This window comes from Staphylococcus simiae (genome assembly GCF_002902085.1).
GTDB classification, from domain to species: Bacteria; Bacillota; Bacilli; order Staphylococcales; family Staphylococcaceae; genus Staphylococcus; species Staphylococcus simiae.
The window spans coordinates 1-24493 of record NZ_PPQR01000036.1; the positions used below are offsets into that span (position 1 = coordinate 1).

Here is a 24493-nt window from a genome sequence, read left to right on the forward strand (position 1 = left end):
CTATTGCACTTAAATAAAATTTAAATATATAAAATTTGTGAAATTTTATTTTAAAAATATTTTTTAATTTAACGTAATGTATAATTGGAAGTAAAGATTATATAGAGAAAAAATCAAATAATGACATATTAATAAACATTGCGAAATTAATATTTTTATTGATTTTACAATGTTTATTATGGTCATGGTTATAGTAATAAAAACTTAGTTTTCTGATTAAATTAAAATAGTTATAGGGAGTTGTTTTTAATGAAAAAAGAAAAACGCTTAAATCTAATATTAACTATAATAGAACAAAATAACTTTAGTAAAAAACAAGAAATAGCAGACTACATGGCACAACATTTTGGAATTCATTATAGCTTAACAACAATAGCGAGAGACCTACAAGAATTAGAAATTTATAGAATACCATATAAAAATAATATGTATTTCTACAAAAGAATAGATCAATTTAAAGAACTAGATATAAAAAGGAAATTAGAAATTTATCAGGACGAAATAATCGACATACTATTAAAGGATAGTTATGTGTTAGTCAAAACATCACCTGGATTTGCACAATGTATAAATTATTACGTTGATCAGCTACAAATGGAAGAGGTTTTAGGTTCAATCGGTGGTAATGATATGTTTATGCTATTAACTTCATCAAATGAAATGGCTCAATATATATATTACAAAATGCAAAAATTGAAAAATAAGTATTGAATAACATGTTTGTATAATCATACAAAAATAAGAATCAAAAAAATTTCCAAAATTATAATAAGCATCTATTACAAGTAAATTTAGAACATTATACAGTTAATCACACTAAATCCGTATAATTAATCAAATATTTGTATTGAATATAATTAAATGTATGGATTTTTAGAGCCTTTAAATGTGAATACATTCACATAATTATTTTTGAAAGCGCTTTATGCTTATAGTGAAATAAGATAAAGGAGGAATTCAAAAATGGAAGAAACTCTTATTCAAGTAAACAGTGAAATTGGGAAATTAAAGACGGTGTTATTAAAGAGACCAGGTAAAGAATTAGAAAACTTAGTGCCTGATTTCTTAAGCGGTTTATTGTTTGATGATATTCCTTATTTAAAAGTTGCACAAGAAGAGCATGATAAATTTGCTCAAACTTTAAGAGATGAAGGCGTAGAAGTTGTATATTTAGAAAAACTTGCAGCCGAAGCGATTGCTGAACCGCATGTTCGTGAACAATTTATCAATGATATCTTTGCTGAATCTCAAAAAACAATATTAGGTCACGAAATGGAAATCAAGGAATTCTTTTCAAAATTATCTGATCAAGAACTGATTGATAAAATTATGGCTGGTGTTCGCAAAGAAGAAATACAGCTCAAAACAACACACTTAGTAGAATATATGGATGATAGATATCCTTTCTATTTAGACCCTATGCCTAATCTATATTTTACTAGAGATCCTCAGGCTTCTATAGGCAGAGGAATGACTATCAATAGAATGTATTGGCGAGCCCGACGTAGAGAGTCAATTTTTATGACATATATTTTAAAATATCATCCTCGTTTTAAAGATCAAGATATACCTGTTTGGTTAGATCGTATGTCACCCTTCAATATTGAAGGTGGCGATGAATTAGTATTATCAAAAGAAGTATTAGCGATAGGTATTTCAGAACGTACTTCAGCACAATCTATTGAAAAATTAGCACGCAACATTTTTAAAGATACAGCAACAAGCTTTAAAAAAATCGTTGCAATTGAAATACCTAATACACGTACATTTATGCATTTAGATACCGTACTCACGATGATTGACTATGATAAATTCACAGTCCATGCAGCAATTTTCAAAGAAGAAAATAATATGAATATCTTTACTATCGAACATGACAACACTAAAGATGATATTAAAATTACGCATTCTTGCAAATTACGTGAAACGCTTGCCAAAGTTTTAGGAATTGAAAAAGTAGAATTTATCCCAACAGGTAACGGTGATGTTATTGATGGCGCACGTGAACAATGGAATGATGGATCAAATACACTGTGTATAAGACCGGGTGTCGTTGTTACTTACGATCGCAACTATGTATCCAATAAACTATTACGTGATAAAGGTATTAAAGTTATTGAAATTACAGGAAGTGAACTTGTACGTGGTCGAGGAGGCCCAAGATGTATGAGCCAACCATTATTTAGAGAAGAAATTTAATTAAAAATTATCAACGTGGCCAAAGTCAAAGTCATAATTCCAAAAATATTTGACCACAACTAGGAGAAATTAATATGAATGAAAACAAACTAGGTAAAACGTCCTTAATTGGTTTAGTCATAGGATCAATGATTGGTGGCGGTACATTCAATATTATTTCAGATATGGGGAGTCAAGCAGGAGGTCTAGCAATTATTATTGGTTGGGTAATTACTGCTATTGGAATGATTTCTCTTGCTTTTGTCTTCCAAAATCTTACTAACGAAAAGCCGGATCTTGATGGTGGTATTTATAGTTATGCACAAGATGGTTTTGGTGACTTTGTTGGTTTCTCAAGTGCTTGGGGATATTGGTTTGCTGCTTTTCTCGGAAATGTTGCTTATGCAACATTACTTATGTCAGCTGTAGGAAATTTCTTTCCAATATTTAAAGGAGGAAATACTCTTCCAAGTATTATCGTAGCCTCTATATTATTGTGGAGTGTACACTTTCTCATTCTACGAGGTGTTGAGACTGCAACTTTCATTAATAGTATTGTTACAGTAGCCAAATTGATACCAATATTTTTAGTAATCATTTGTATGATAGTAGTATTTAATTTCACTACTTTTAAAGAAGGATTATATGGTTTAACAAGTGGAAGTGCTGGCGTTTTTAGTTGGGGAGATACGCTTTCCCAAGTTAAAAGCACAATGTTAGTAACTGTCTGGGTCTTTACTGGTATTGAGGGTGCTGTTGTCTTTTCGGGTCGTGCAAAATCTAAAAAAGACGTTGGAACAGCTACAGTCATAGGACTAGTATCAGTACTTATTATTTATTTCTTAATGACTGTATTAGCACAAGGTGTTATACAGCAAGATCAAATTTCTAAACTTACTAATCCATCAATGGCGCAAGTATTAGAATACATTGTAGGTCATTGGGGTTCTGTATTCGTTAATATAGGTCTTATTATTTCAGTATTAGGCGCTTGGCTTGGTTGGACATTACTTGCTGGTGAATTACCATTTATTGTTGCCAAAGATGGTCTCTTCCCAAAATGGTTTGCTAAAGAAAATAAAAATAAATCACCTATAAATGCCCTGTTAATCACTAATATTTTAGTTCAATTATTTTTAATAAGTATGTTATTTACAGAGAGTGCATATCAATTTGCATTTTCTCTCGCATCAAGTGCTATTTTAATTCCATATACACTAAGTGCATTTTACCAAGTAAAATATACGATACAAAATAAGAAAAAAGTGAATGTAAAGCAATGGGTAATCGGTATCATTGCCTCTGTTTATACAATTTGGTTAGTATATGCAGCAGGCCTTGATTATTTACTACTAACCATGTTGCTATATATCCCAGGCCTATTTGTTTACAGTTATGTACAACATGATAACAATAAATCTTTAACAAAATTAGATTATACCTTATTCATTTTAATTATCATACTTGCAGTAGTAGGAATTATTCGTTTAATTACAGGAAATATCTCTGTATTTTAAAGCAATATTCAAGGAGTAAAAGTTATGTACAAGAGTAAAGTTCAATTTCAACATTCAGATATTGAGTTCAATTATAGTTTCAAACAATTAGCTAGTTACTTAAATATTCCTGAAAGTATTTTTGATGCATATAAATCTGAATTTACATTGTATGAATACAAAACAGGACAAGTGATATATTACTCAACCAATCAAATCAAATTAGTCTATTTTCTAGTAAATGGAAGCACTTTACGCGAAGTTTCTGATATAAATGGTGATACTTATATAAATTTGAATAGAGAAGAAGCGCTATTTCCAATACATCATTTATTTAATGAAACTTCAACATTGTACGAAACTTATACAGCTCTTACTGATTGTAAAATCATGACATTTCCAAAAGAATTATTAGAATTTTTGTGTAAAACTCATGAAGAAATTTTTGTAACTCTTTTTAAAAATATCAATAAAATGATGTATCGACAAACTGAATATGGAATAGCCTTAAAAACACCTTTAGCAAAAGAGAGAATTGAAAAAATATTAAATTTTTTATGCCGTACGATAGGTGAAGATAACGGTGGATTTTACGAAATACATCAAGTGATGACGATACAATTATTAAGTAATTTATCAGGCTTATCTCGCGAAACAACTAGTCATGTTATTAATGAATTGAAGGATAAAAACATTTTATTTAAAAACGATAAAAATTGGATTATAAAAAAATAAATTTTAATAATGATTAAAGGAGACTAAAATTATGCAAAATTTGAGAAATAGAAATTTTTTAACATTATTAGACTTTTCACAAAGTGAAATTGAATTTTTATTAAATCTATCTGAAGATTTAAAACGTGCTAAATATTCTGGAATTGAACAACAAAAATTAAAAGGTAAAAATATAGCATTACTTTTCGAAAAAGACTCTACACGTACACGTTGTGCATTTGAAACAGCAGCATATGATCAAGGTGCACATGTCACATATCTTGGTCCATCAGGAAGTCAAATGGGCAAAAAAGAATCGCCCAAAGATACAGCACGTGTATTAGGTGGAATGTTTGACGGTATTGAATATCGTGGTTTCTCACAACGAACAGTCGAACAATTAGCAGAACACTCTGGCGTACCTGTATGGAACGGTCTAACGGATGAAGATCACCCTACACAAGTACTTGCTGACTTTTTAACTGCTAAAGAAGTTTTAAAAAAACCATATCATGAAATTCATTTCACTTATGTTGGTGACGGTCGCAATAATGTAGCAAATGCTTTAATGCAAGGAGCAGCTATCATGGGTATGACTTTCCACCTCGTATGTCCAAAAGAATTAAACCCATCTAATGAGTTATTAACTCGTTGTGAAAATATTGCTAATAAACATGGGGGCGAAATTTTAGTAACCGATGATATCGATAAGGGTGTTAAAGGTTCTGATGTAATATATACAGATGTTTGGGTTTCAATGGGCGAACCAGAAGAAATTTGGGAACAACGTATTAAATTACTCGAACCATATCGTGTAACTAAAGAAATGATGAAAAAAACAGGTAATCCACACACTATTTTTGAACATTGTCTACCATCATTCCATGATACTGATACGACAATTGGACAACAAATTTATGAAAAATATGGATTGACTGAAATGGAAGTCTCTAATGACGTATTTGAAAGTGAACAATCTGTAGTATTCCGAGAAGCTGAAAATAGAGCTCATACAATCAAAGCTGTTATGGTTGCAACTTTAGGAGAATAAAAAGGAGGTGCAAAAAATGTCTAAAATTGTTGTAGCTTTAGGTGGTAATGCTTTAGGAAAATCTCCTGAAGAACAGTTAAAACTTGTTAAAGGCACAGCTAAATCACTTATTAGCTTAATTAATAGAGGCCATGAAGTAGTAATTAGTCATGGTAATGGTCCACAAGTTGGATGTATTAATTTAGGTTTAAATTATGCTGCTGAACATCAACAAGGACCATCATTCCCATTTCCTGAATGTGGAGCAATGAGTCAAGCTTATATTGGTTATCAAATGCAAGAAAGCTTATTAAATGAATTACATTCTTTAGGCATCAATAAAGAAGTCGTAACACTAGTGACACAAGTAGAAGTCTCAACTGATGATTTAGCTTTTCAGCATCCAACAAAACCAATTGGTTCATTCTATTCTAAAGAAGAAGCATCTAAAATAATGAAAGAAAAAGGACAAATATTTGTAGAAGATTCAGGACGTGGCTATCGTCGCGTGGTTCCCTCACCTCAGCCAATTAATATTGTTGAATTAGATAGTATTGAAGCATTGATTGAACATGGAACACTAGTTATTGCAGCTGGTGGTGGCGGTGTACCAGTTATAAAAGAAAATGGAAACTATGAAGGTGTCGATGCTGTCATTGATAAAGATAAAACTAGTGCACTACTCGCAGCACATTTAAAATCTGACCAATTAATTATTTTAACAGCAGTTGATCATGTCTACATTAACTATGGTACAGAGAACGAAAAAGCTCTTGGCGAAGTAACTGTTGATGAGATTAAACAACATATTGCTGATAATCAATTTGCAAAGGGCAGTATGCTTCCAAAAGTTGAAGCCGCCATACAATTCCTCAATAAAAACGATCAAGGTAGTGTTTTGATTACATCTTTAGAAAGACTCTCTGATGCCCTAGATGGTAAGATTGGAACATTAATTAAAAATTAATTTAGAATAGAGCGTATATATTACGGTTTTCTTCCAAATTGGACCGATAAGCTCAATGATGGAAGCCAAAAAAGCTACATGCCTATAGATTAGGTTTGTAGCTTTTAGTGTTGTTACTATAAATATTGATTTATTTGATGACTTCAACTATCTTTATTCTTATAATCTTTTTTACTTGGTGCTAAGAAATACATAGGTATTAAAAATACTAATGCTAATTTTAGATATCTTCTTATCATTTCAGGCATATTTATTAATAACGGTAGAAATACTTCGACAACCATGATGAATATAATCAATACAAGATAAATTTGCTTTCTTCTAATGATAATTCCACCTCTTTTACTACTACAGTAACAAATGATACTGACCCCTTAAAGCTAAGCACTATATTATAGGTTTCTAACCCTCTCAAATATATAGTAGCGAAGTAGTCTGAAAGTTGAATTAAAATCTAACTTTTCATGAGACCTTCTATAAAATAATATTAGTGATGCACTTAATATTACAATTCATTAAAATTAATTTTACACAACTTAATGATATAATGACATATGTCATCAACAATCCTAACTGTTGAAATCAGACAAGTTAGGAGGCGCTAACAATATGTCTGTATTAACAATTATTTACTCAACTCTTATTGCGCCAATAGTTATTGTCATAGTTCTTACGACTTATAAACATTGGTTAAATAATCGTAAGCGTTGATAACTTGAAATAACCAGTCACTAAAAAAACGCCATCTACTACGGCTATAGTAGATGGCATTTGGTGCTTCAACATGTCTGTCGAAACAATTATTTTCTCAACTTACATATAGTATACCTCCTTTATTTTTTTTGTAAAACAAACTATATGTACTTTGAAAATTTCCAGTTTAAGTTAGCCACTTATATTTTTAAGTAGTACTAACGTTTTAGGCTCTTTTTGTAAACCTAGGTTGAGTGTTAGATATTTTATCTGTGCTTCCCCCAATTAGTGGGAATAAAATAACAACACTTTCATTAAATTCATGCAAAATAATATCCACCTCAAAAATTGGACTAAAATCTAACTTTTCAAGAGTCCTTTTATAAAATGATATTAGTGATGCACTTAATATTACAATTCATTGGGAGTGGGACAGAAATAATTATTTCAAAACAGATTATTTCGTAGATGCCCGTCTTGCACATTAATGTAAAATCCACACATGAATTTTTGATGACGGGTCCCTTGCCCAACTATGCCCGTCTTGCACATTAATGTAAAATCCACACATGAATTTTTGATGACGGGTCCCTTGCCCAACTATGCCCGTCTTGCACATAAAAGAAAAAATTTTATTTTTAAAATTTTTCTATGACGGGTCCCTGCATTGTCTGAAAAAACTGACTAACCAGTTTTTTTGTGTTGGGTCCCTTCCACCCAGGCAAAACTGACTAGGTTTGTAAAACGTTGATAAATCAATATTTTACAAATCAGACAGTTACTGCCAAATGCTTAATATTAAGTATAAATGTTTTATGTCCCAGGCTCGGTAGATTACAACGATAACAAAATGTCAAACGTGTACAATTGAAATTTCTTAATTAACAATACATATTATATTGGTTATTTATTTACGTCTTTTCACTAATTAATTTTAGATGATAAGCATCTATAAATTCTATATTATTAAATTTTTAGACTTCTAATTTTCTTTTCTTCATAATAGGCAACAATACCCAATAAAATAATACCTAGGAATAAAGCTACATAGAAAACGATAAACACATCAGTCCAACCACTTAATGTATATCCAAAGATATTTAAACCTTTACTCGTAGGATCTACAATAGCTGCCAAACCTACCTTGGCCATGGAATCCCCAAATAAATATGCAAAGGATCCTGTCATTCCATTAGCAATACTAATCGCATTTTTAGGAACAAAACCTGTCAGTGATACACCAATTAATAGCTGTGGACCAAAGATTAACGCACCTAAAGCAAACAAGGAAATATTAACCATCATTACACTGGTCGCATTCGTATAGAACAAAACGACGAATGTAATCATAAACATACAACCAATAGCGACGATAGCTCGACGTCCTTTGAGTACATCCGATATGTATCCCCATAATAAACTTGCAACCAAGGCTCCTATCTCAAAGTAAAAAATAGTATTGACTGCGTCACCTTTATTAAAATGTAAATGTTCAGACACATACAATGGTGCCCAGTTATCAATACCAATACGTACAATATAGACAAAGACATTAGAGATACATAAAATCCATATAACAGGATTTCCCAGGATATATTTCTTGAAAATCCCCCATTTTGTCATGCCCTGTGAATCAATGTTCTCTTTATCTACTGGTTCTTCCCATATATCCTCAGCTCGATTCCATCCAAGTTCTTCAGGATCATCTTTACCGATATATAATGTTACTACTCCAATAAGTAAGGCTACTATTGATGGAAAAATAAACATGCCAACTACATTGCCATGGAAGAAGACATTGGCACCCCAAAGTGCAACACCACCTGCAATTGCACCACCAATATTATGAGAAGTATTCCAAAAACCTAAGTATCGGCCTCGCTTCGTTCGAGGTGCCCATCTTGAAATTGTAGAATAACTCGCTGGACCTCCCGCTGATTGAAACAAACCATTAAGCCCCCAAAGTACAATGAGTAGTCCCATCACCGAACCAAAGTAACTTAAGACAAATCCCATAATTAATATTGTGATTGCAGATAAAATTAGTAAAAATGAAATAATCCGCTTCGTGTTACGACCGTCAACAAAATAGCCCAACAATGTCTTACCTAAACCATAAGTAATACTAAACGCTAAACCAATATAACCTAACTCTAGTGTTGATAAGCCAATATCTTCTTTTAATAATGGTTGTGCTGCTTTGAAGTTATTTCGAATCAAATACATTGCCATATAAACAAAGAACACAACGAAAAAGGCTTTCATAAAGTTTCTAAGCCATAACTTACGCTGTACAGATAATGGAATACCCTTATTAGGTATTTTATGTATATCAAAAAAGTTCAACTCTATCACCTCTATCAATGTTGTTAAACTTATTATACACTGCTATGTAAGCGCTTAATATCATTAAAATTATAAAAATATCTCAAAAAATCGAACAAATAGTTGAACACTATTATCAATCCTCTAATGCAACATCTAGATAATCCATTTCGACACCATTACGACAACTAAAGTCTGCTACTTAAAGCTTTAATTGTCGCGCAAGTGATTTTATTACTTTCTCATTTGTATTAGTAAAGTATGTATCATTCACACTATAACGTTGTGTATTCTCGCCCGCCACACTGTTATATTATGACTAACGAAAATAAGTATTACTTTTACAAAAAATCCCTCACTATTTTCTATAGTTAAGGGATTTTTATTGGTATGGGTAATGTCGTCTATTTTTAAGTTTTCTTTCAAATTGAACTGATGTATAAAATTTTAAGTTATTTCCTATCAGTCCGATTTATTATAGCTATTTCCTTCGCAGCTCACCTTAGTTTGTTTATTAGTTAAAGGTTTCAAACGTCTCAAGGTGCGATCATAATTATTTTTATAGATTGGCTTATTTCAAGTCAAATATGTTGTTATTTCATATCTTTAAGTGCTTTATAAAATATCTCTCTTTGTTTTTCTAATGAAATAGGGTCATTATATTGTGTTTCTGAAACATCAAATGTAATAACATGATTTTTCTTCACTGCAGTTAAATTTTTCCAATAATTTGTTTGTTCAAATGGAGGTTGTTTATCTCCTTGTTGTGCAATAATTGCAAAATCACCTATATAATCTTGAAACTGTTCTTCATTAATTCGTGTCGCAAATTTAGTTTGAGTTGCTTTTTCTAATGGACTAGGTTGTTTCATGCCATAACCGTCATAGATAATTTCTGTCCCTCTTCCCATATGATCACTAAATGCCATAATACCTTTTGGTGTTTGTTGAAGAACAGATGCTGTTTTCCCTTTTATTACCGGCTGTAGTTCTTTTTTATCGCTAGCTAATTGTTGCTCCCATTTTTTTAACCATGCGTTTGCTTTACTTTTTTCGTTAACGAGTTGTGCCAATTTTAGAGTTGTATCTTTATAACTTGATTTATTTGCATTAAATGTAACTGTAGGCGCTATTTTTTTCAATTTATTAAAATTTTTATCTTCCGAAGTTGTAATGATTAAGTCCGGTTTTTCTTTAGCAACTTGTTCAACACTGGTATTATCTATTTTCTTAATACCTTGAGTTGCATCTTTAAGTACTTTATTTTGTTCAATAAATTTAGGAACAGCAACAGGCTTATGACCAAATTTAACGAGTGCACCAACATAAGAAGGATGTAGCACGACAATTCTTTTAGGATGTTGAGGTACTTTAACTTTTTGACCATCATCAGTTGTAAATGTCGTCTCTTTTTTTGAATTATCCGATTGATCTTTATTATTCTTAGTATCATTATTCTGACTGTCATTGCTACAGGCAGCTAAAAATAAAAGTAAACAAAATATCAAAACTATTAATCTTCTCATCATTCAAAATCTCCTTTATTTGATATTGATAATCGTTATCAATTATAACATAATTATAAAAGACATATATTTATTTTTTTGAAATATTAAACTATTTATTGGAAAAAAATGGGAGGTAAAAATGCGACAGTTCGTAGAAAAGTTCAAGGTAAATCATTACGATATTACGATCAAGTTACCTAAAGACTATTTTAAAAAGTTGGATAAACTCTATCCAGCACTCATTGTTCATGATGGCGATGATTTATTTAAAAAAATAGAGAAAAACATTATTTTTATTGGTGTAGCGTCTCAACAACGAGCACATGACTTTACACCATGGGAAGCAACGATTGGTCATCAACAAATTAAGGGACAGGCAGATCAATATTTAAATTGGCTTACACAACAATTAATACCTACTTTAAGACAAAAGTATAGAATATCTTTAGATAATCAAGATTTAGGTATATCAGGAGCCTCTTACGGTGCCCTAGTTTCAATGTATGCCTTGTATACGAAGCCGAATTGCTTTGGAAAATATATTTTTATTTCGCCATCTTTATGGTATCCTCATTTTTTGAATTACATGAAAGAACAGAGTATGATTCCTCAAGAAGTTCGCATTTACTGGTATGTTGGTCTTAAAGAAGGGATTAAACATACATTGAAAGTTAAAGATATGGTCCCTAATAGTTTAGAAGGAAAAGATATTTTAAATCAAAGTTTAGAACACCCCATGTCAAAATTTGAATTCGAATGTTCAAAACGAGGGATTCATAGACAACGTTATTTTAAAAAATATTTCAAAAAAGGTCTTAAGGCAGTGTATCAATCAAAGTAGACAATATCATCAACCTCATTTTATTATTTATTTTTAGGTAGAATATTAACGTAAGAAATCTAATCAGAAGTCATCTGTAACCTAAATATTACATTTGAAATAATATTGTCGTCGCCTATCTCTCAGGCGTCAATTCAGACGCAGAGAGGAGGGGCTGAATATGCAATTAATCTTCGTTCACATCATTGCACCAGTCATCAGTGGCTGTGCAATTGCGTACTTTACTTACTGGCTTAGTAGTAGTAAACGCAATAAGTAAAAGGCGACATTAAGCCGCATCAAAAAATCCCCTCACTACTCGCAATAGTGAGGGGATTGGTGCATATATATGCAATTAATCTTCGTTAAATACATTATAACATCATCGTGGATAGAAACGCAAAATTCATCTGCTATCTTCGTTCACATCATGGCCACAGTTATCAGTGATTGTATTGTTACATTATTTACGCATTGGCTACGTACACGTAACAATAGGAAAAAATAAGCGATATTAGCCAACACTAAAAAATCCCTCGCTACGGCAATAGTGAGAAGTTTGGTGCATCAAATGCAGATACCTTTGTTAAGTGTATTATAACATCAAAGTAGACAGGAATACAAAACTCATCTGCTATCTTCGTTCACATCATAACACCAGTTGGTATGTCAACAATAATTTAGACATTTTTGATGTGATATTTTTTAAAAGTCACTGGTGTTAAATATTGTAGTGAAGAATGCGAGCTAAAATGATTGTACCAATGTACGTAATCGAATAACTCTGTCTCTAATTGATTTAAATCTTCAAATATCATTTGGTTTATGAATTCAGTCTTTAAGGCTTTCATTTTTAATTAAAAATTTTAAAATGTATCTCAATTCAAAAAATATATATTATTAAATTTTAACTACTCAAAGACGCCACTAGTCACTAACTATAGTAATGCTATTGTACATTTTTGATTGTTTAAGGATATACACTTTTATCGAGAGCAAGAGCCGCTTCAATTAAAATGGCAGCAGCCACGATTCACACCATAAACGCAAAAAATCGATTAAACCTGGGACAAAATATATTTTGCACTTAAAATTAAGTACTTGGCAGTAACTGTCTGATTTTCAAAAAGTTGATAAACCAACATTTTGAAAACCTAGTCAGTCTTGCCGGGGTGCGAGGCTTAAAAAAATTATTATGTATCAGTCCAATTTGGGAGAGAACCTTATTAAGTCTCTAACATGCTGCAAAAAAACTTATCTGTATAATAAATACTCATTTTAACAAGAGCAATCATAAATCATATAGTCACACACCTAAATCATTAATAACATATCTTTATTAAAATTAATTATTTCTACATGATCATTGTAGTTCAATATTTTGTTTTCAATCATTTAAAGACCTATCGTGTCCCTGAAACCTTTTAATTGAATATCTCGCAAGGTCAATGCCACTTCTTTAACATCAATACTATCTTTATTAGCTGACCAATATTGAAAAGTTTTAATTAAAATAGCATGCATATACTCTTTCGCTAAATCTTGACGTACTGTTGAAATATTAGAAAGCTTACCTAAATCCATAAATCTTTTGCTAATTTCATTTTTTATTTTCATTTCAAAACTCGAATCTCCATTGTTCCCTAATAAAATTCCTATCGTTTTAGAGTATTTTTCTAACCCTTTAAATAGTAATAAAAACATCTCAACATTAAATATATCTTCTTTTTCAAACACTTCATCAATTTTATTTCGTTCTTCGTGTATGTGTTTTAAAATTTCCTCTTCTATTTCTGAAAGTAAATTATATTTATCTTCATAATATCTATAAAATGTACTTCTCGTGATTTCAGCTTCTTCTATAATTTGATTCACCGTTATTAAATCAAATTTATTTGTTTCTAGTAGTGTAATCAAACTGTTTTTTATGTTCTTTTTTGTTAACGCAGTTTTTCTTTGATATCCCATATAATCACTCCCAGTTTAAATATAGCACAAAACAAAACACTTTGTATCATTTCATACACATTGTTGTATTTTGTTCTTTAGAAAATTAATTTAGGGTGTTATATTTTCAAAGTATTTAATAATAAAACTTTAGGAGGCTTATCTATGGCTCGCAAAAATTTAAATATAGACATCCACGGACAGCAATATAAACCAACAATCATTATGAGTATCATTCTTTTAGCAACGTTTGCGGGTGCACTTATGCAAACATCGTTAGGAACAGCCTTACCAACTTTAATGAGCGACTTTAATATAGATTTTAGTACAGCTCAACAAGCAACGACTTGGTTTTTATTGGCTAATGGAATTATGGTTCCGTTATCAGCATTTCTCGCAACAAAAATATCTACTAAATGGCTACATGTTTACTCATATGGCATATTACTCCTAGGATTAGTTCTTACAGCTATTGCTCCCTCACATCATGATGCTTGGATTATTTTCTTAATAGGTCGTATTGTGACAGCAATTGCAGTTGGGTTAATGATGCCTTTAATGCAAATCATTATAATAAATATGTATCCACCTAATAAAAGAGGTACTGCAATGGGATTAAGTGGCTTAGCCGTTGGATTAGCACCTGCAATGGGTCCTACATTTGCAGGTTGGATATTAGATAAAAATCATACTTTGCTAGGTATTACCATTTCTGATTCATGGCGTAATATTTTTGTATTACCTATTATTATCGTAGCTATAGCCTTTGTATTAAGCTTCTTTTTTATGAAAGATATTATACCTAATCGTCAAATAAAATTAGATGTTTATTCATTGATACTTTCTTGTATCGGATTTGGACTTTTTTTATGGGGATTTTCTAATGTTTCAAGTGAAGGATGGGATAGTTTAAATTACGTTATTTTACCAATCATCATTAGTGTTATTGTTTTATCACTATTTGTATTAAGACAATTTAAATCTAAAGATCCATTTTTAGATTTAGGCGTGTTCAAATCTAAAGGTTTTACTATAGCAACCATAGGTTTGATTGTTGTAACTATGGCGATGTATGGTGTTGAAATGATGTTACCTACTTATTTACAAAATATTCACGGATTTTCACCATTCAAATCGGGTCTAACACTTCTGGCTGGTGCTTTAATGTTAGGTTTAATTTCACCAATCTCAGGTGCATTATATAACAAAGTAGGAATTAAAAGATTAGCATTTGTAGGATTTTCTATTTTAACTCTATCATCAATTCCTTTTGGATTCTTAACTGATAACACATCTCCTACACTAATACTTGTTTTTTATGCTATTCGTATGTTTGGTGTAGCGATATTGATGATGCCTTTGACTACAAACGCAATGGATGCATTATCGGTTGAACAAGGGACACATGGTACTGCTGTCAATAATACAGCTAGACAAGTTGCTTCATCTATAGCAGTAGCATTATTAACTTCAGTTACACAAAATATCATTAATAACAATATGCCATCTTCTAATTTAAAAAATGTTAATCCTTTAGAGTATGCAAAACTAGCTCAACAAGCATCAATTGATGGCTTTAATACAGCATTTATAGTAGGTATTGTCTTTGCACTAGTTGGTGTACTCATCGTACCATTTTTGAAAATGACTTCATTAGAAAGTGAGGACAAATAATATGATAACAACTATTATTTTAACCCTTTGCGTATTTGCTAGTTGGTTACTAATTCCACATAAAATAACACGTTATATTTTGGGTTGTCTATCTATCTTGGCACTATTACTAATGGTTATTGGTGTTACTGCAAACATGACACATCATTGGGGTATGAAGAAACAATTAGTGACCTCTAATAAAAAGGAAATCTTCAGTGCTGGTCCAAAGGGTAGTCCTACTAATATACTAATTGCTAATGAAATTGGTAAAAAAACAAATAATTATATAATGATTTATAGAGATCATAAGACTGATTCAAAGGCTCAAGTACATTTTAAGCCACAAATGGATAAAGATAAAATAGCTGACTCTATAAAGCATCAAACAGTATATCAACTAAAACATACTAATAAAGCTACAATTCAAACGAAGAAAGAAATATGGGTTTGGAAATCAAATTTTTATAAAGTATTGTTGGGGTTTGGACAAAATAATCAAGAGTTAATCAAGTCTACAACAACATTAACCATTCCTAAAGACACATGGGTTGTTTTAAATGCTGAGCAAAGTAAAAAAATGCAACGATTACAAGACAAACATAAAAAGCCAGATACTCAGCAAAATAATGCAAAAACAATGCAACATTTAATGGTTGAATATAAAAAGCAACATCCTAATGCTTCTGCCAATGAAATTAACAAATACATGGAACATCAAAAAGAAGTTATAGCAACAAAACAAATTAAAAAAGAACTGTCAAACTAAACAATACATGCGCTATTAACTGTAACCATTTCAAAAGTCACTTAATGACATGAGTAAGTTATGAAAAGCACTCATTTAACCATTCACATTTGTGACTGTTTAAAGTTGTACACTTTTATCGAGAGTAAGCGCCGCTTCAATTAAAATGGCAGCAGCCACGAATCCAGCATTAAACGCAAAAAATCCCCTCACTACGGCAATAGTGAGGGGTTTGGTGTACCTATGGAACTCTCTTTATTAAATACATTATAGTGGATAGAAATGCAAAAGTCACTTGCTATCTTCGTTCACATCACATCATAACACCAGTCATCAGTGGCTGCATCGTTGCGCTATTTATGCATTGGTTACGTAAGCGTCACGATAAATAAATCGGCGACATAACCACACTAAAAAACCTCTCACTACGGCAATAGTGAGGAGTTTGGTGCATCAAATGTAGATACCTTTGTTAAGTGTATTATAACATCAAAGTAAACAGGAATACAAAACTCATCTGCTATCTTCGTTCACATCACATCATAACACCAGTCATCAGTGGCTTTGCTATCGCGTGCTTTACGTATTGGCTTAGTAAGCGTGATAAAAAGAAGGTGACGTCAAACTACACCTAAAAAATCCCCTCACTACCACAAATAGTGAGGGGGGTGGGTGTATTATTGCTAATCTTTTTACGTTAATTAAATTATAACACCATAGATTGCACGTAGATATACAAATTCACTTGTTACCTTTGTTCCTATAAACACCGATTTTCATTTTCTAATGAATCTGACCGACTTCTTATAAAGCCTCTTGTTTACTTGTTTTTCTCACTGTTATCAATGGCATCAATCTTATCGACTTTACGTTGTGAGCCGCCTTCCCATGCTACATTCAAATACGCTTCTACATTTTTCTTAGCCACTTCTGGACCTATAATTTGGGCGCCCATTGTTAGAATTTGTGCGTTATTACTTAGTTGCGCACGTTCGGCAGAATAATAATCATGTGCCATTGCTGCACGTATACCATTTAATTTATTTGCTGTAATTGCCACGCCAATGCCTGTTCCACATATTAAAATGCCGCGTTCATTATTACCTTGTTGAATACTCTTGCCCACTTCTTCAGCAACATCTGGATAATCCACTTCTGCACAATTGTGACAACCAAAGTCTTCTACTTCATGTCCTAATTGTTCAACATGTGCTTTAATCACTTCTTTTAAATCATAACCATTATGGTCAGCTCCGATTGCTATTTTCATTATGTCTTCCTCCTTGAAAATTGTTTAGCCAGCAAATGGCTTAAATGTTTCTAACATCAGATATGCCGACATGGCACCTGGATCTACATGTCCTTGTGAACGTTGACCTAAACGCTTAGATCGACCTTTATTGGAAATAATATCTTTCGTACTTTCCATACCTTTTTTAGCAGCTGCCAAGGCTTGATTGAAGCCACTATTAAAGGATTCGCCATTACTTTTAGCGTGTTCTAACACGTCAAAAAATGGTTCTAACGTATCAATCATCGTTTTATCGCCAACTTCAGCTTTTCCTCTAGCCTTAATACCTTTACTAAAGGCAATCCAAAAGTCATATAAGTCATCATCGTTCAATGTCTCTTTATTTTTCACGGCTACTGCGCCTTTTAAATAGCCAGAAGCATAAAGTGGTCCAACTGACGAGCCCACAGCATCTAAGAATGTCTTACCCACAGCAACACTAATTTTGGCAATATCGTTTTGCTCTTGCAGTTCATTCATGATTTCTTGTTTAACTGCTTGATAGCCAATATTCATCGTTACGCCATGATCTCCGTCCCCAATTTTCCTATCAAGATCACATAATGCATCTTTCTCACGTTCAAATAGTTCAGTTAAATTGATAATATATTGCTTAAATTGTTGTCCTGAAACTTCCACTGTTATCCCTCCTTATACTTCTTTAAAATTTGGACAGTCAACTGGGTGTGATATACAACGTTTTAACATGTCATCGACTTTCATTAATGTAACTGAAAAGCCACCCATCTCCATCGATGTAATAAAATTACCAATATAACTTTTGTATGTTTTAATACCACGATCATTTAAGATAGCTGAGACTTCTTTATTGATAATATATAATTCCATTTGAGATGTAGCACCTAAACCATTAATCAGTACTACCACTTCGTCATCTTGTTGGTACAGACCTTCTTTTAAAATATTTGTCATAATGACATTGACTGTTTCTTTTGCCGTTCTTATGGTTGTTTTTTCAATACCAGGTTCACCGTGATGTCCTAAACCGATTTCCATTTCATTGTCTGCTAGGTCGAAGCTTGGTTTACCTGTTTGTGGTAAATAACATGGACTTAAGCCAATGCCCATAGAGCGCGTATGATCACTGGCAAATTGTGTGATACGTCTCACTTCTTCTAAATCATAGCCGAAATCTGCAGCAGCACCTGCGACTTTATATAATAATAATTCTCCTGCAATCCCTCGACGATCATCAAGATCTTTAGATGACGCGACATCATCATTACCAATGACGACTGCAGTTTCAATATCATCTTCAACTTCAGTCATTTCACTAGCCATTTCAAAATTCATTAAATCGCCTGCATAATTACCATAAATATACAACACGCCATGGCCATCATGAATCTCTTTGGTCACTGCCTGTATTGGAATAGGCGAAGGTGAGGCAAAGATATTCCCTACCGCAACGCCATCTGCCATGCCTGAACCAACATATCCTAGGAATCCTGGTTCGTGACCTGAACCGCCACCTATCAATATACTGACCTTACGATTAGGATGGCGTTTCTTACCAATAAGTGCACGATGATGTAAGTCTGTACGTCTAATGTAGTCAGGGTATGCGCTCACATAACCATCGACTAATTCTTCAATGACATCATCTGGATTATTAATCATCTTTTTCATGTGCTTATGCTCCTTTGTATTTGGAATAGTGATGATTTACATTTAAGGTACAAGAACTACTTTTAATGATTTGTCACCTTTTTTCATCAGTTCAAAGCCTTCTTCAAATGATTCTAATGGCAATTGATGTGTGACTACTCCCTCAGTTGGAAAATCACCTTTTTGAATGCCATCAATGACAAGTGGATAACAGTATGGTCCTAAATGACTTCCCATTAAATCTAGTTCTTTACGGTCAGAAATAATGCTCCAATCAACAGTGACAGGTTCACCAAACACTGAGAACTCCACAAAGCGTCCTAATTTTCTAATGGCACTTAAACCTTGTTCAACAGATTTAGGATGACCCGTTGCTTCAATATAAGTATCGCAACCATATCCTTCCGTCATGTCTTTAATTTCTTTAACGACGTCCACTTTTGCTGGATTCATCACAATATCTGCGCCAAATTTCTTGGCTAATTCTAAACGATCTTCTTTCATATCTAAGACAACTAGGGTTTCTGCACCTGCTTTTTTAGCTGCACCAACCATACCAAGTCCTAGTGTGCCAGCGCCAGATAAGACAACGAAATCACCGAGTTTGATATTCGCACGTTGCACTGCATGTAAACTACAAGCATAAGGTTCAATTAATATGGCTTGTTCAATTGGTAAATCTTCAGGCACTTTATAATTAATTGCTTCCTTAGTAAATTTCATGTATTCTGCCATGCCACCGTTGACATTATTTTGGAAACCATATAAGTCATGCTTTTCACACATCCAATACTCTCCACGTTTACAAAATCTACATTCCCAACAAGGTACAATTTGTTCAGAAATGACACGATCACCTATATCAAAGTCAGTTACTTCATCACCTTTAGCAACAATACGCGCGATGAATTCATGACCAGGTATCATAGGTGCCTTAATATATGCAGGTTGCGTTTCATCACCCCAGAAACTAGGTGCACCATCATATGCTTTAATATCCCCAGCGCATATGCCACATGCTTCTACTTTAACGATAATTTCCTTCGCATTTTCAATCACAGGTGTCTTCACTGTTTCATATTTATAGTCTCCAGGTGCGTAAGCTACGATTGCTTTCATTGTGTCTGGGTAATTCTTATTCGTCATTATTGACCACTCCTTATCTATTTTGGAAAGCGCTTACTTTCATCCTACATGCTTTTAAGATGTATTTCAAAATTTTCAAATTATAATTTGGGAATTTTTTTTGATTTTTGATGGGATGTGGGGAGGAGGTTAGAGTTGGGTGGAAAATATAAAAAATAAGAGCACCCATAGATGAGCGCTCAATATATTATTCTTCACTTCTATATGGCTATTAATCATATTTATGTTCACAATAATTAGAAATATTAACAGCGTTGCTAATGCTATATAAGCAATGCCACTTACTTGTTTGATTATCAAACTATCTACACTAACTTCATCGGTATAAATTTTTGTAGTGTGGTCGATAATTAAACCTAGTCCTCATCAAAGTGATAAATCAATCTAAAGCTAAATCGTATTTCAAAAAATCGATTCAAAAAAGCTACTAACCTCATTGCAGGCTAGTAGCTTGTTAAAAATTTATTTATTATTTTTAGAAAAACGTTTAAATGTTAGTAATGAACCAACTGCTAATAATGCTGTAGCAATTGATGCTACAAAACCAGTATTAGTTTCTTCACCAGTTGCTGGTAATTCTTTAGCTTGCTCTTGTTGTTGTGTTTGAGAAGTTGTTTGCTCTTGTGTTTGTTGACCATTTTGAGTTGCTACTACATTGTTATTAGTAGTAGTTTGTTGTTGCGTTTGTGTTTGGTCATTATTATTTACATCATCAAATTGGTATTTGCCATTTTTGTAAAATTCACCTTCATCACCTGTAGCTAAAACTCCTGATCCACTTTCTACAGTACCATCTTTATATACTCTAACAGCACCATTACCTACATGTGATTTATTATTATAAACTAGTAAGTAATAGTCTCCTTTATCTTGAGCTTGTTTGAAATCGACAAGCTCAGGTTGGTTACCGTCTTCTTTCCAAACTTGAGTTGCAATAGATTGGGCGTTATTTGCGTTTACTGATGATTCAGCAGCATTTGCTTCATGTGAACTAATACCTGTAAATAATAACGTTCCTGCTAATGCTGTTGTTCCTAAAATTCCTACTTTTTTCATAATTAAATCCCCCTAAACTTATTAAAATATATGTAATACGCATTCATTTTAACACAAGCGACATATTAACAAAATTATAAATTGAAATATTTTAATAATTGTTAGATTATTTTTTGTAAATACAACAATATTGTGTCTATATTTAAAAAATCATTCTTTTTTGATTATACGCAATATGTCATTATTAACAACAATAGACAAACCATAAAATTAATTCACAGCTTTGATACATTTATTTAAAAAATAAAATATGTTATATAAGAGATGATAAAAATGGCTAATATCTTAATATAACAAACGAACTTGTGTTTAAATATGATGCTCTTTAGATTCAAAATTTAAAAATCGAACTAATAGAAAATAACTTAAAAAATTTTCCATTAGTCCGATTTATTATAGAGTCTGAAATTTGAAATAGTCAGATTTTAGTAGTGATGATCTCAATATTTTTATTTATGTGTATTATAATTTTTCGTGTTGACTAATTTAACATTTACCTATTGTGTTCGAAGAATTAGACAAACATTTTTTGTAGAAAGGCTTTTTTACGTTGTTTTAATAAATCAATCTTATATGATTGTTTTTCAATTAAATTATCTAGTTTAGAGAAGAAATTACCAATTTTCGTTTGTTCTTGATATGAAGGTAAGTAAATTTTAATTTGTTCAAATGCTGATTTATTAACAATTTGAGTAGCTGTTTGACCAGCTATCATTTTCATATACTTAGAAAGTGAATATGAAATATAATAGAGATAATCTATATTTATATTTTTAAATGGTACTATAGCATTAATTTGTTGATTACATGACCCTGAAACTCTAAGAACTCCATTTTTCCCTATACTGGCTATACATGTCATTAACAAAGTATTTGCTGGTAACTTTATAGCTCTTTTATCATATCCTATTTTACTCAATTTATAATTGCTATTATACAAATCTTTAGAATCTCCTATATCAGACGGTGTAATCCAAACATGTTCTTCTGGATACCAATATTTTTTCTCTTTTTTACTAGGAGTATTTCCAGTATGAATGTTGCCTATTTCTTTTATTTTCTTATTTTCCCACTCAGGATAATCATTACCATTTTCATCTTTAAATCGTAATTCTTGTGAAAATATTTTTTGCATATAGCCTTTTTTCTGTTGCTTTAGTAATTCTAACTTTTGTTCTTCTAATTCAATATACTGATCTAGTTTATTAAAGAAATTACCAATTTTTTGTTGTTCTCTTTTTATGGGAGGTATTATTATTTTTTTATTTAATAAATCATTTTTAGTGATTCCCTTGATAGAAGTTCCTTGTAAACTACTGGCTTCTTTTTTCAATAAAATATATAATCTATACAATCCAAAATAAACGTTAATATTTAAATTAGATAAATTTAAGAAGTCTTGGCTGGTTGTATATTCTTCTTTTACAAAAGTGAGCTTTCCTACCCCTACTCTTGTAACAACAGCTATAGAATTAGCTGGAATTAGTTTAGCAGATGAATTTTTTAAACCCTTCAAAGTAATATATTTCTGAATTTTAACTCTAGTTAAATCATCTTTAGTTAAATCGGAGCTTTGAATCCAAGGAATTTTTCCATCCCAATATTCTTGAATAGATGTTTTAGGAGTTCCTCCACTTTGCATATTTTTTGCTATATCCCCCAGTTTCTTCTCTTCCCACTCACCTTTAAACTCTGGAAATCTCAATTCAGGGATATTTCTATTCTTGTTACTCATCTTTCAACACCCCTAGTTCTTTCAGGTAATCGTTAATTTCTGCTTCAACGTCAGCAATTTCTTTATCGACATTTTTTATATCTTGTTGTACTTGTTCTAAATCAATAGGTTCTTCTTCTTCAAATGTATCGACGTATCTAGGGATATTTAAGTTGTAATCATTTTCTTTAATATCCTCTAATGAAGCTACATAACTATATTTATCAATTGTTTCTCTATTTTGATAAGTCGTTACAATGTTATCTACATCAGCATCTGTAAGATGATTTTGATTTTTACCTTTTTCAAATGATTGTGATGCATCGATAAATACAACATCGTCGTCCGCTTCGCGACATTTTTTAAAGACTAAAATACATGTAGGAATGCTTGTACCGTAGAAAATATTAGCTGGTAACCCAATCACTGCATCTAAATAGTTCTTGTCTTCTATTAAATAACGACGAATGGCGCCTTCAGCAGCACCACGGAATAAGACACCATGAGGTAAGACTACCGCCATTGTGCCATCATCATCTAAATAGTGAATCATATGCTGTATAAACGCAAAATCAGCTTTAGATTTAGGTGCTAGCTTACCGTAATTACTAAAGCGCTCGTCCTCGTTGAATTTACTATCCGCAGACCATTTGGCACTATATGGTGGATTAGCAACTACAGCATCAAATTTTTCATCTAAGAAAGCAGGATTTTCTAAAGTATCTCCATTTTGAATATCAAAGTTTTCAAAACGGACATTATGTAACAACATATTCATTCGTGCTAAGTTATAAGTTGTATTATTACGTTCTTGACCATTATAGCGATATACTTTAACTTCTTTACCTACACGTAACAGCAGTGAACCTGACCCACACGTAGGGTCGTAAACATTTCTTAATTTATCTTTACCTAGTGTGACAATTTTCGCTAAAATTTTAGACACTTGTTGTGGTGTATAGAATTCACCAGCCTTTTTACCTGCAGTTGCCGCAAAACGTCCAATTAAGAATTCATAGGCGTCACCTAACATATCAATTTCCATATCACTATGTACAAATGGTAATTCTGATAAATGGATCATTACTTTACTAATTAATGCTGTACGCTCTTTAACGTTATTACCTAGACGTGTTGAACTTAAATCCATATCGCTGAATAAACCGATAAAGTCTTCTTCGCTATCTTGTCCTAAAGTTGATGTTTCAACTTTACGGATCGCTTGAGCTAAATGTTCAATATCGAAACGTTGATTTTCAATTTCTTTAACCATCGTACTAAATAAATCTTGCGGTTCAATATAGTAACCTACATTTTCAATCAATTCTTCTTGCAGATCTGCTCTATATTCTGCATCATTCCATGCTTCTTCATACGTCATATCTTCATCAGCTAATGCTTCTGCCACTTCTTCTTCAGCTTTTTCAGACAAAAAGCGATAGAAAATTAAACCTAATATATAATTACGGAATTCACTGGCATCCATATTGCCTCTTAAATCATTGGCAATAGACCATAGATGTTTATATAATTCTTGCTGTTGTTGACGTTGCTTTTCTGTAATAGACAATGTACTAT

25 protein-coding genes are annotated in these 24493 nt (G+C 32.1%); 14 read left to right on the top strand and 11 right to left on the bottom strand.

What is annotated here, in order from left to right:
• Positions 1 to 249 precede the first annotated feature (249 nt).
• From CD113_RS05620 to CD113_RS12645, 7 genes are all read left to right on the top strand, one after another.
• Positions 250 to 711 carry an arginine repressor gene (locus CD113_RS05620; RefSeq protein ID WP_002464538.1) on the top strand — a complete coding sequence of 154 codons (462 nt, stop codon included), beginning with the start codon at positions 250 to 252 and terminating at the stop codon, positions 709 to 711.
• Positions 712 to 963: 252 nt separating this feature from the next.
• Positions 964 to 2199, top strand: a complete 1236-nt coding sequence (arcA, locus tag CD113_RS05625) for an arginine deiminase (RefSeq protein WP_002464537.1) — start codon at positions 964 to 966, stop codon at positions 2197 to 2199.
• A gap of 74 nt (positions 2200 to 2273) precedes the next feature.
• Positions 2274 to 3695: an arginine-ornithine antiporter gene (arcD, locus tag CD113_RS05630; protein WP_002464536.1), complete on the top strand. Its 1422-nt coding sequence runs from the start codon at positions 2274 to 2276 to the stop codon at positions 3693 to 3695.
• Between the two features lie 24 nt (positions 3696 to 3719).
• Positions 3720 to 4409: a Crp/Fnr family transcriptional regulator gene (locus CD113_RS05635; protein ID WP_095092543.1), complete on the top strand. Its 690-nt coding sequence runs from the start codon at positions 3720 to 3722 to the stop codon at positions 4407 to 4409.
• A gap of 31 nt (positions 4410 to 4440) precedes the next feature.
• Positions 4441 to 5439: an ornithine carbamoyltransferase gene (gene argF / locus CD113_RS05640; protein WP_002464534.1), complete on the top strand. Its 999-nt coding sequence runs from the start codon at positions 4441 to 4443 to the stop codon at positions 5437 to 5439.
• 16 nt (positions 5440 to 5455) lie between these two features.
• Positions 5456 to 6385: a carbamate kinase gene (gene arcC / locus CD113_RS05645; protein WP_002464533.1), complete on the top strand. Its 930-nt coding sequence runs from the start codon at positions 5456 to 5458 to the stop codon at positions 6383 to 6385.
• A 609-nt stretch (positions 6386 to 6994) separates the two neighbouring features.
• Complete coding sequence (locus tag CD113_RS12645; RefSeq protein WP_002464532.1) at positions 6995 to 7096, top strand: type I toxin-antitoxin system Fst family toxin; 102 nt, start codon at positions 6995 to 6997, stop codon at positions 7094 to 7096.
• 948 nt (positions 7097 to 8044) lie between these two features.
• Here CD113_RS12645 and uhpT read toward each other — a convergent pair.
• Both uhpT and CD113_RS05655 read right to left on the bottom strand, forming a co-directional pair.
• Positions 8045 to 9424, bottom strand: coding sequence for a hexose-6-phosphate:phosphate antiporter (gene uhpT / locus CD113_RS05650; protein WP_002464602.1), 1380 nt, complete (start codon positions 9422 to 9424; stop codon positions 8045 to 8047).
• A gap of 572 nt (positions 9425 to 9996) precedes the next feature.
• Entirely contained in the window at positions 9997 to 10929 is a 933-nt protein-coding gene (locus tag CD113_RS05655; RefSeq protein ID WP_002464601.1) for an ABC transporter substrate-binding protein, read from the bottom strand.
• A gap of 121 nt (positions 10930 to 11050) precedes the next feature.
• Here CD113_RS05655 and CD113_RS05660 point away from each other — a divergent pair, with 121 nt between their 5' ends.
• The 3 genes from CD113_RS05660 to CD113_RS12865 all read left to right on the top strand — a co-directional run bounded on the left by CD113_RS05660 (position 11051) and on the right by CD113_RS12865 (position 12239).
• Complete coding sequence (locus CD113_RS05660; protein WP_002464600.1) at positions 11051 to 11752, top strand: alpha/beta hydrolase; 702 nt, start codon at positions 11051 to 11053, stop codon at positions 11750 to 11752.
• Positions 11753 to 11912: 160 nt separating this feature from the next.
• Positions 11913 to 12011, top strand: coding sequence for a type I toxin-antitoxin system Fst family toxin (locus tag CD113_RS12650; protein ID WP_002464599.1), 99 nt, complete (start codon positions 11913 to 11915; stop codon positions 12009 to 12011).
• A 135-nt stretch (positions 12012 to 12146) separates the two neighbouring features.
• Entirely contained in the window at positions 12147 to 12239 is a 93-nt protein-coding gene (locus CD113_RS12865) for a type I toxin-antitoxin system Fst family toxin (protein ID WP_268741116.1), read from the top strand.
• Positions 12240 to 12411: 172 nt separating this feature from the next.
• On the opposite strand, the gene CD113_RS13040 is transcribed toward CD113_RS12865, so the two are convergent.
• On the bottom strand, positions 12412 to 12582 hold the full coding sequence (locus CD113_RS13040) for an IS3 family transposase (protein ID WP_088177498.1): 171 nt from the start codon (positions 12580 to 12582) through the stop codon (positions 12412 to 12414).
• A gap of 544 nt (positions 12583 to 13126) precedes the next feature.
• Entirely contained in the window at positions 13127 to 13699 is a 573-nt protein-coding gene (locus tag CD113_RS05670; protein WP_002464598.1) for a TetR/AcrR family transcriptional regulator, read from the bottom strand.
• A 144-nt stretch (positions 13700 to 13843) separates the two neighbouring features.
• On the opposite strand from CD113_RS05670, the gene CD113_RS05675 reads away from it, so the two are divergent.
• The 4 genes from CD113_RS05675 (at position 13844) to CD113_RS12665 (ending at position 16714) form a co-directional block, all read left to right on the top strand.
• Positions 13844 to 15352, top strand: a complete 1509-nt coding sequence (locus CD113_RS05675; RefSeq protein WP_002464597.1) for an MDR family MFS transporter — start codon at positions 13844 to 13846, stop codon at positions 15350 to 15352.
• A gap of 1 nt (position 15353) precedes the next feature.
• On the top strand, positions 15354 to 16100 hold the full coding sequence (locus CD113_RS05680; RefSeq protein WP_002464596.1) for a DUF4811 domain-containing protein: 747 nt from the start codon (positions 15354 to 15356) through the stop codon (positions 16098 to 16100).
• Positions 16101 to 16396: 296 nt separating this feature from the next.
• Entirely contained in the window at positions 16397 to 16471 is a 75-nt protein-coding gene (locus CD113_RS12870) for a type I toxin-antitoxin system Fst family toxin (protein ID WP_231910051.1), read from the top strand.
• A gap of 84 nt (positions 16472 to 16555) precedes the next feature.
• Positions 16556 to 16714 (top strand): type I toxin-antitoxin system Fst family toxin, encoded by a 159-nt coding sequence (locus tag CD113_RS12665; RefSeq protein WP_269457573.1) that lies wholly within the window; start codon positions 16556 to 16558, stop codon positions 16712 to 16714.
• A 185-nt stretch (positions 16715 to 16899) separates the two neighbouring features.
• Here CD113_RS12665 and rpiB read toward each other — a convergent pair whose 3' ends face one another.
• From rpiB to CD113_RS05715, 7 genes are all read right to left on the bottom strand, one after another.
• Positions 16900 to 17349 carry a ribose 5-phosphate isomerase B gene (gene rpiB / locus CD113_RS05685; RefSeq protein ID WP_002464595.1) on the bottom strand — a complete coding sequence of 150 codons (450 nt, stop codon included), beginning with the start codon at positions 17347 to 17349 and terminating at the stop codon, positions 16900 to 16902.
• 24 nt (positions 17350 to 17373) lie between these two features.
• A complete protein-coding gene (dhaL, locus tag CD113_RS05690; RefSeq protein ID WP_002464594.1) occupies positions 17374 to 18009 on the bottom strand; it encodes a dihydroxyacetone kinase subunit DhaL in 636 nt (211 codons plus the stop codon).
• A 12-nt stretch (positions 18010 to 18021) separates the two neighbouring features.
• On the bottom strand, positions 18022 to 19020 hold the full coding sequence (locus CD113_RS05695) for a dihydroxyacetone kinase subunit DhaK (protein ID WP_002464593.1): 999 nt from the start codon (positions 19018 to 19020) through the stop codon (positions 18022 to 18024).
• A gap of 42 nt (positions 19021 to 19062) precedes the next feature.
• Positions 19063 to 20145, bottom strand: coding sequence for an erythritol/L-threitol dehydrogenase (locus CD113_RS05700; RefSeq protein ID WP_002464592.1), 1083 nt, complete (start codon positions 20143 to 20145; stop codon positions 19063 to 19065).
• 462 nt (positions 20146 to 20607) lie between these two features.
• Entirely contained in the window at positions 20608 to 21201 is a 594-nt protein-coding gene (locus CD113_RS05705) for an LPXTG cell wall anchor domain-containing protein (protein WP_002464591.1), read from the bottom strand.
• A gap of 514 nt (positions 21202 to 21715) precedes the next feature.
• On the bottom strand, positions 21716 to 22936 hold the full coding sequence (locus CD113_RS05710; protein ID WP_002464590.1) for a restriction endonuclease subunit S: 1221 nt from the start codon (positions 22934 to 22936) through the stop codon (positions 21716 to 21718).
• Positions 22929 to 24485 carry a type I restriction-modification system subunit M gene (locus CD113_RS05715; protein ID WP_002464589.1) on the bottom strand — a complete coding sequence of 519 codons (1557 nt, stop codon included), beginning with the start codon at positions 24483 to 24485 and terminating at the stop codon, positions 22929 to 22931. Before CD113_RS05715 ends, CD113_RS05710 begins: the two co-directional genes overlap by 8 nt.
• Between the last annotated feature and the right edge of the window lie 8 nt (positions 24486 to 24493).

Excerpts from the sequence above, each read along its gene's own strand:
- CD113_RS05620 (WP_002464538.1), top strand. The coding sequence starts at position 250 with ATGAAAAAAGAAAAACGCTTAAATCTAATATTAACTATAATAGAACAA.
- arcA (WP_002464537.1), top strand. The coding sequence starts at position 964 with ATGGAAGAAACTCTTATTCAAGTAAACAGTGAAATTGGGAAATTAAAG.
- arcD (WP_002464536.1), top strand. The coding sequence starts at position 2,274 with ATGAATGAAAACAAACTAGGTAAAACGTCCTTAATTGGTTTAGTCATA.
- CD113_RS05635 (WP_095092543.1), top strand. The coding sequence starts at position 3,720 with ATGTACAAGAGTAAAGTTCAATTTCAACATTCAGATATTGAGTTCAAT.
- argF (WP_002464534.1), top strand. The coding sequence starts at position 4,441 with ATGCAAAATTTGAGAAATAGAAATTTTTTAACATTATTAGACTTTTCA.
- arcC (WP_002464533.1), top strand. The coding sequence starts at position 5,456 with ATGTCTAAAATTGTTGTAGCTTTAGGTGGTAATGCTTTAGGAAAATCT.
- CD113_RS12645 (WP_002464532.1), top strand. The coding sequence starts at position 6,995 with ATGTCTGTATTAACAATTATTTACTCAACTCTTATTGCGCCAATAGTT.
- CD113_RS05655 (WP_002464601.1), bottom strand. The coding sequence starts at position 10,929 with ATGAGAAGATTAATAGTTTTGATATTTTGTTTACTTTTATTTTTAGCT.
- CD113_RS05660 (WP_002464600.1), top strand. The coding sequence starts at position 11,051 with ATGCGACAGTTCGTAGAAAAGTTCAAGGTAAATCATTACGATATTACG.
- CD113_RS12650 (WP_002464599.1), top strand. The coding sequence starts at position 11,913 with ATGCAATTAATCTTCGTTCACATCATTGCACCAGTCATCAGTGGCTGT.
- CD113_RS13040 (WP_088177498.1), bottom strand. The coding sequence starts at position 12,582 with ATGAAAGCCTTAAAGACTGAATTCATAAACCAAATGATATTTGAAGAT.
- CD113_RS05670 (WP_002464598.1), bottom strand. The coding sequence starts at position 13,699 with ATGGGATATCAAAGAAAAACTGCGTTAACAAAAAAGAACATAAAAAAC.
- CD113_RS05675 (WP_002464597.1), top strand. The coding sequence starts at position 13,844 with ATGGCTCGCAAAAATTTAAATATAGACATCCACGGACAGCAATATAAA.
- CD113_RS05680 (WP_002464596.1), top strand. The coding sequence starts at position 15,354 with ATGATAACAACTATTATTTTAACCCTTTGCGTATTTGCTAGTTGGTTA.
- rpiB (WP_002464595.1), bottom strand. The coding sequence starts at position 17,349 with ATGAAAATAGCAATCGGAGCTGACCATAATGGTTATGATTTAAAAGAA.
- CD113_RS05695 (WP_002464593.1), bottom strand. The coding sequence starts at position 19,020 with ATGAAAAAGATGATTAATAATCCAGATGATGTCATTGAAGAATTAGTC.
- CD113_RS05700 (WP_002464592.1), bottom strand. The coding sequence starts at position 20,145 with ATGACGAATAAGAATTACCCAGACACAATGAAAGCAATCGTAGCTTAC.
- CD113_RS05705 (WP_002464591.1), bottom strand. The coding sequence starts at position 21,201 with ATGAAAAAAGTAGGAATTTTAGGAACAACAGCATTAGCAGGAACGTTA.
- CD113_RS05710 (WP_002464590.1), bottom strand. The coding sequence starts at position 22,936 with ATGAGTAACAAGAATAGAAATATCCCTGAATTGAGATTTCCAGAGTTT.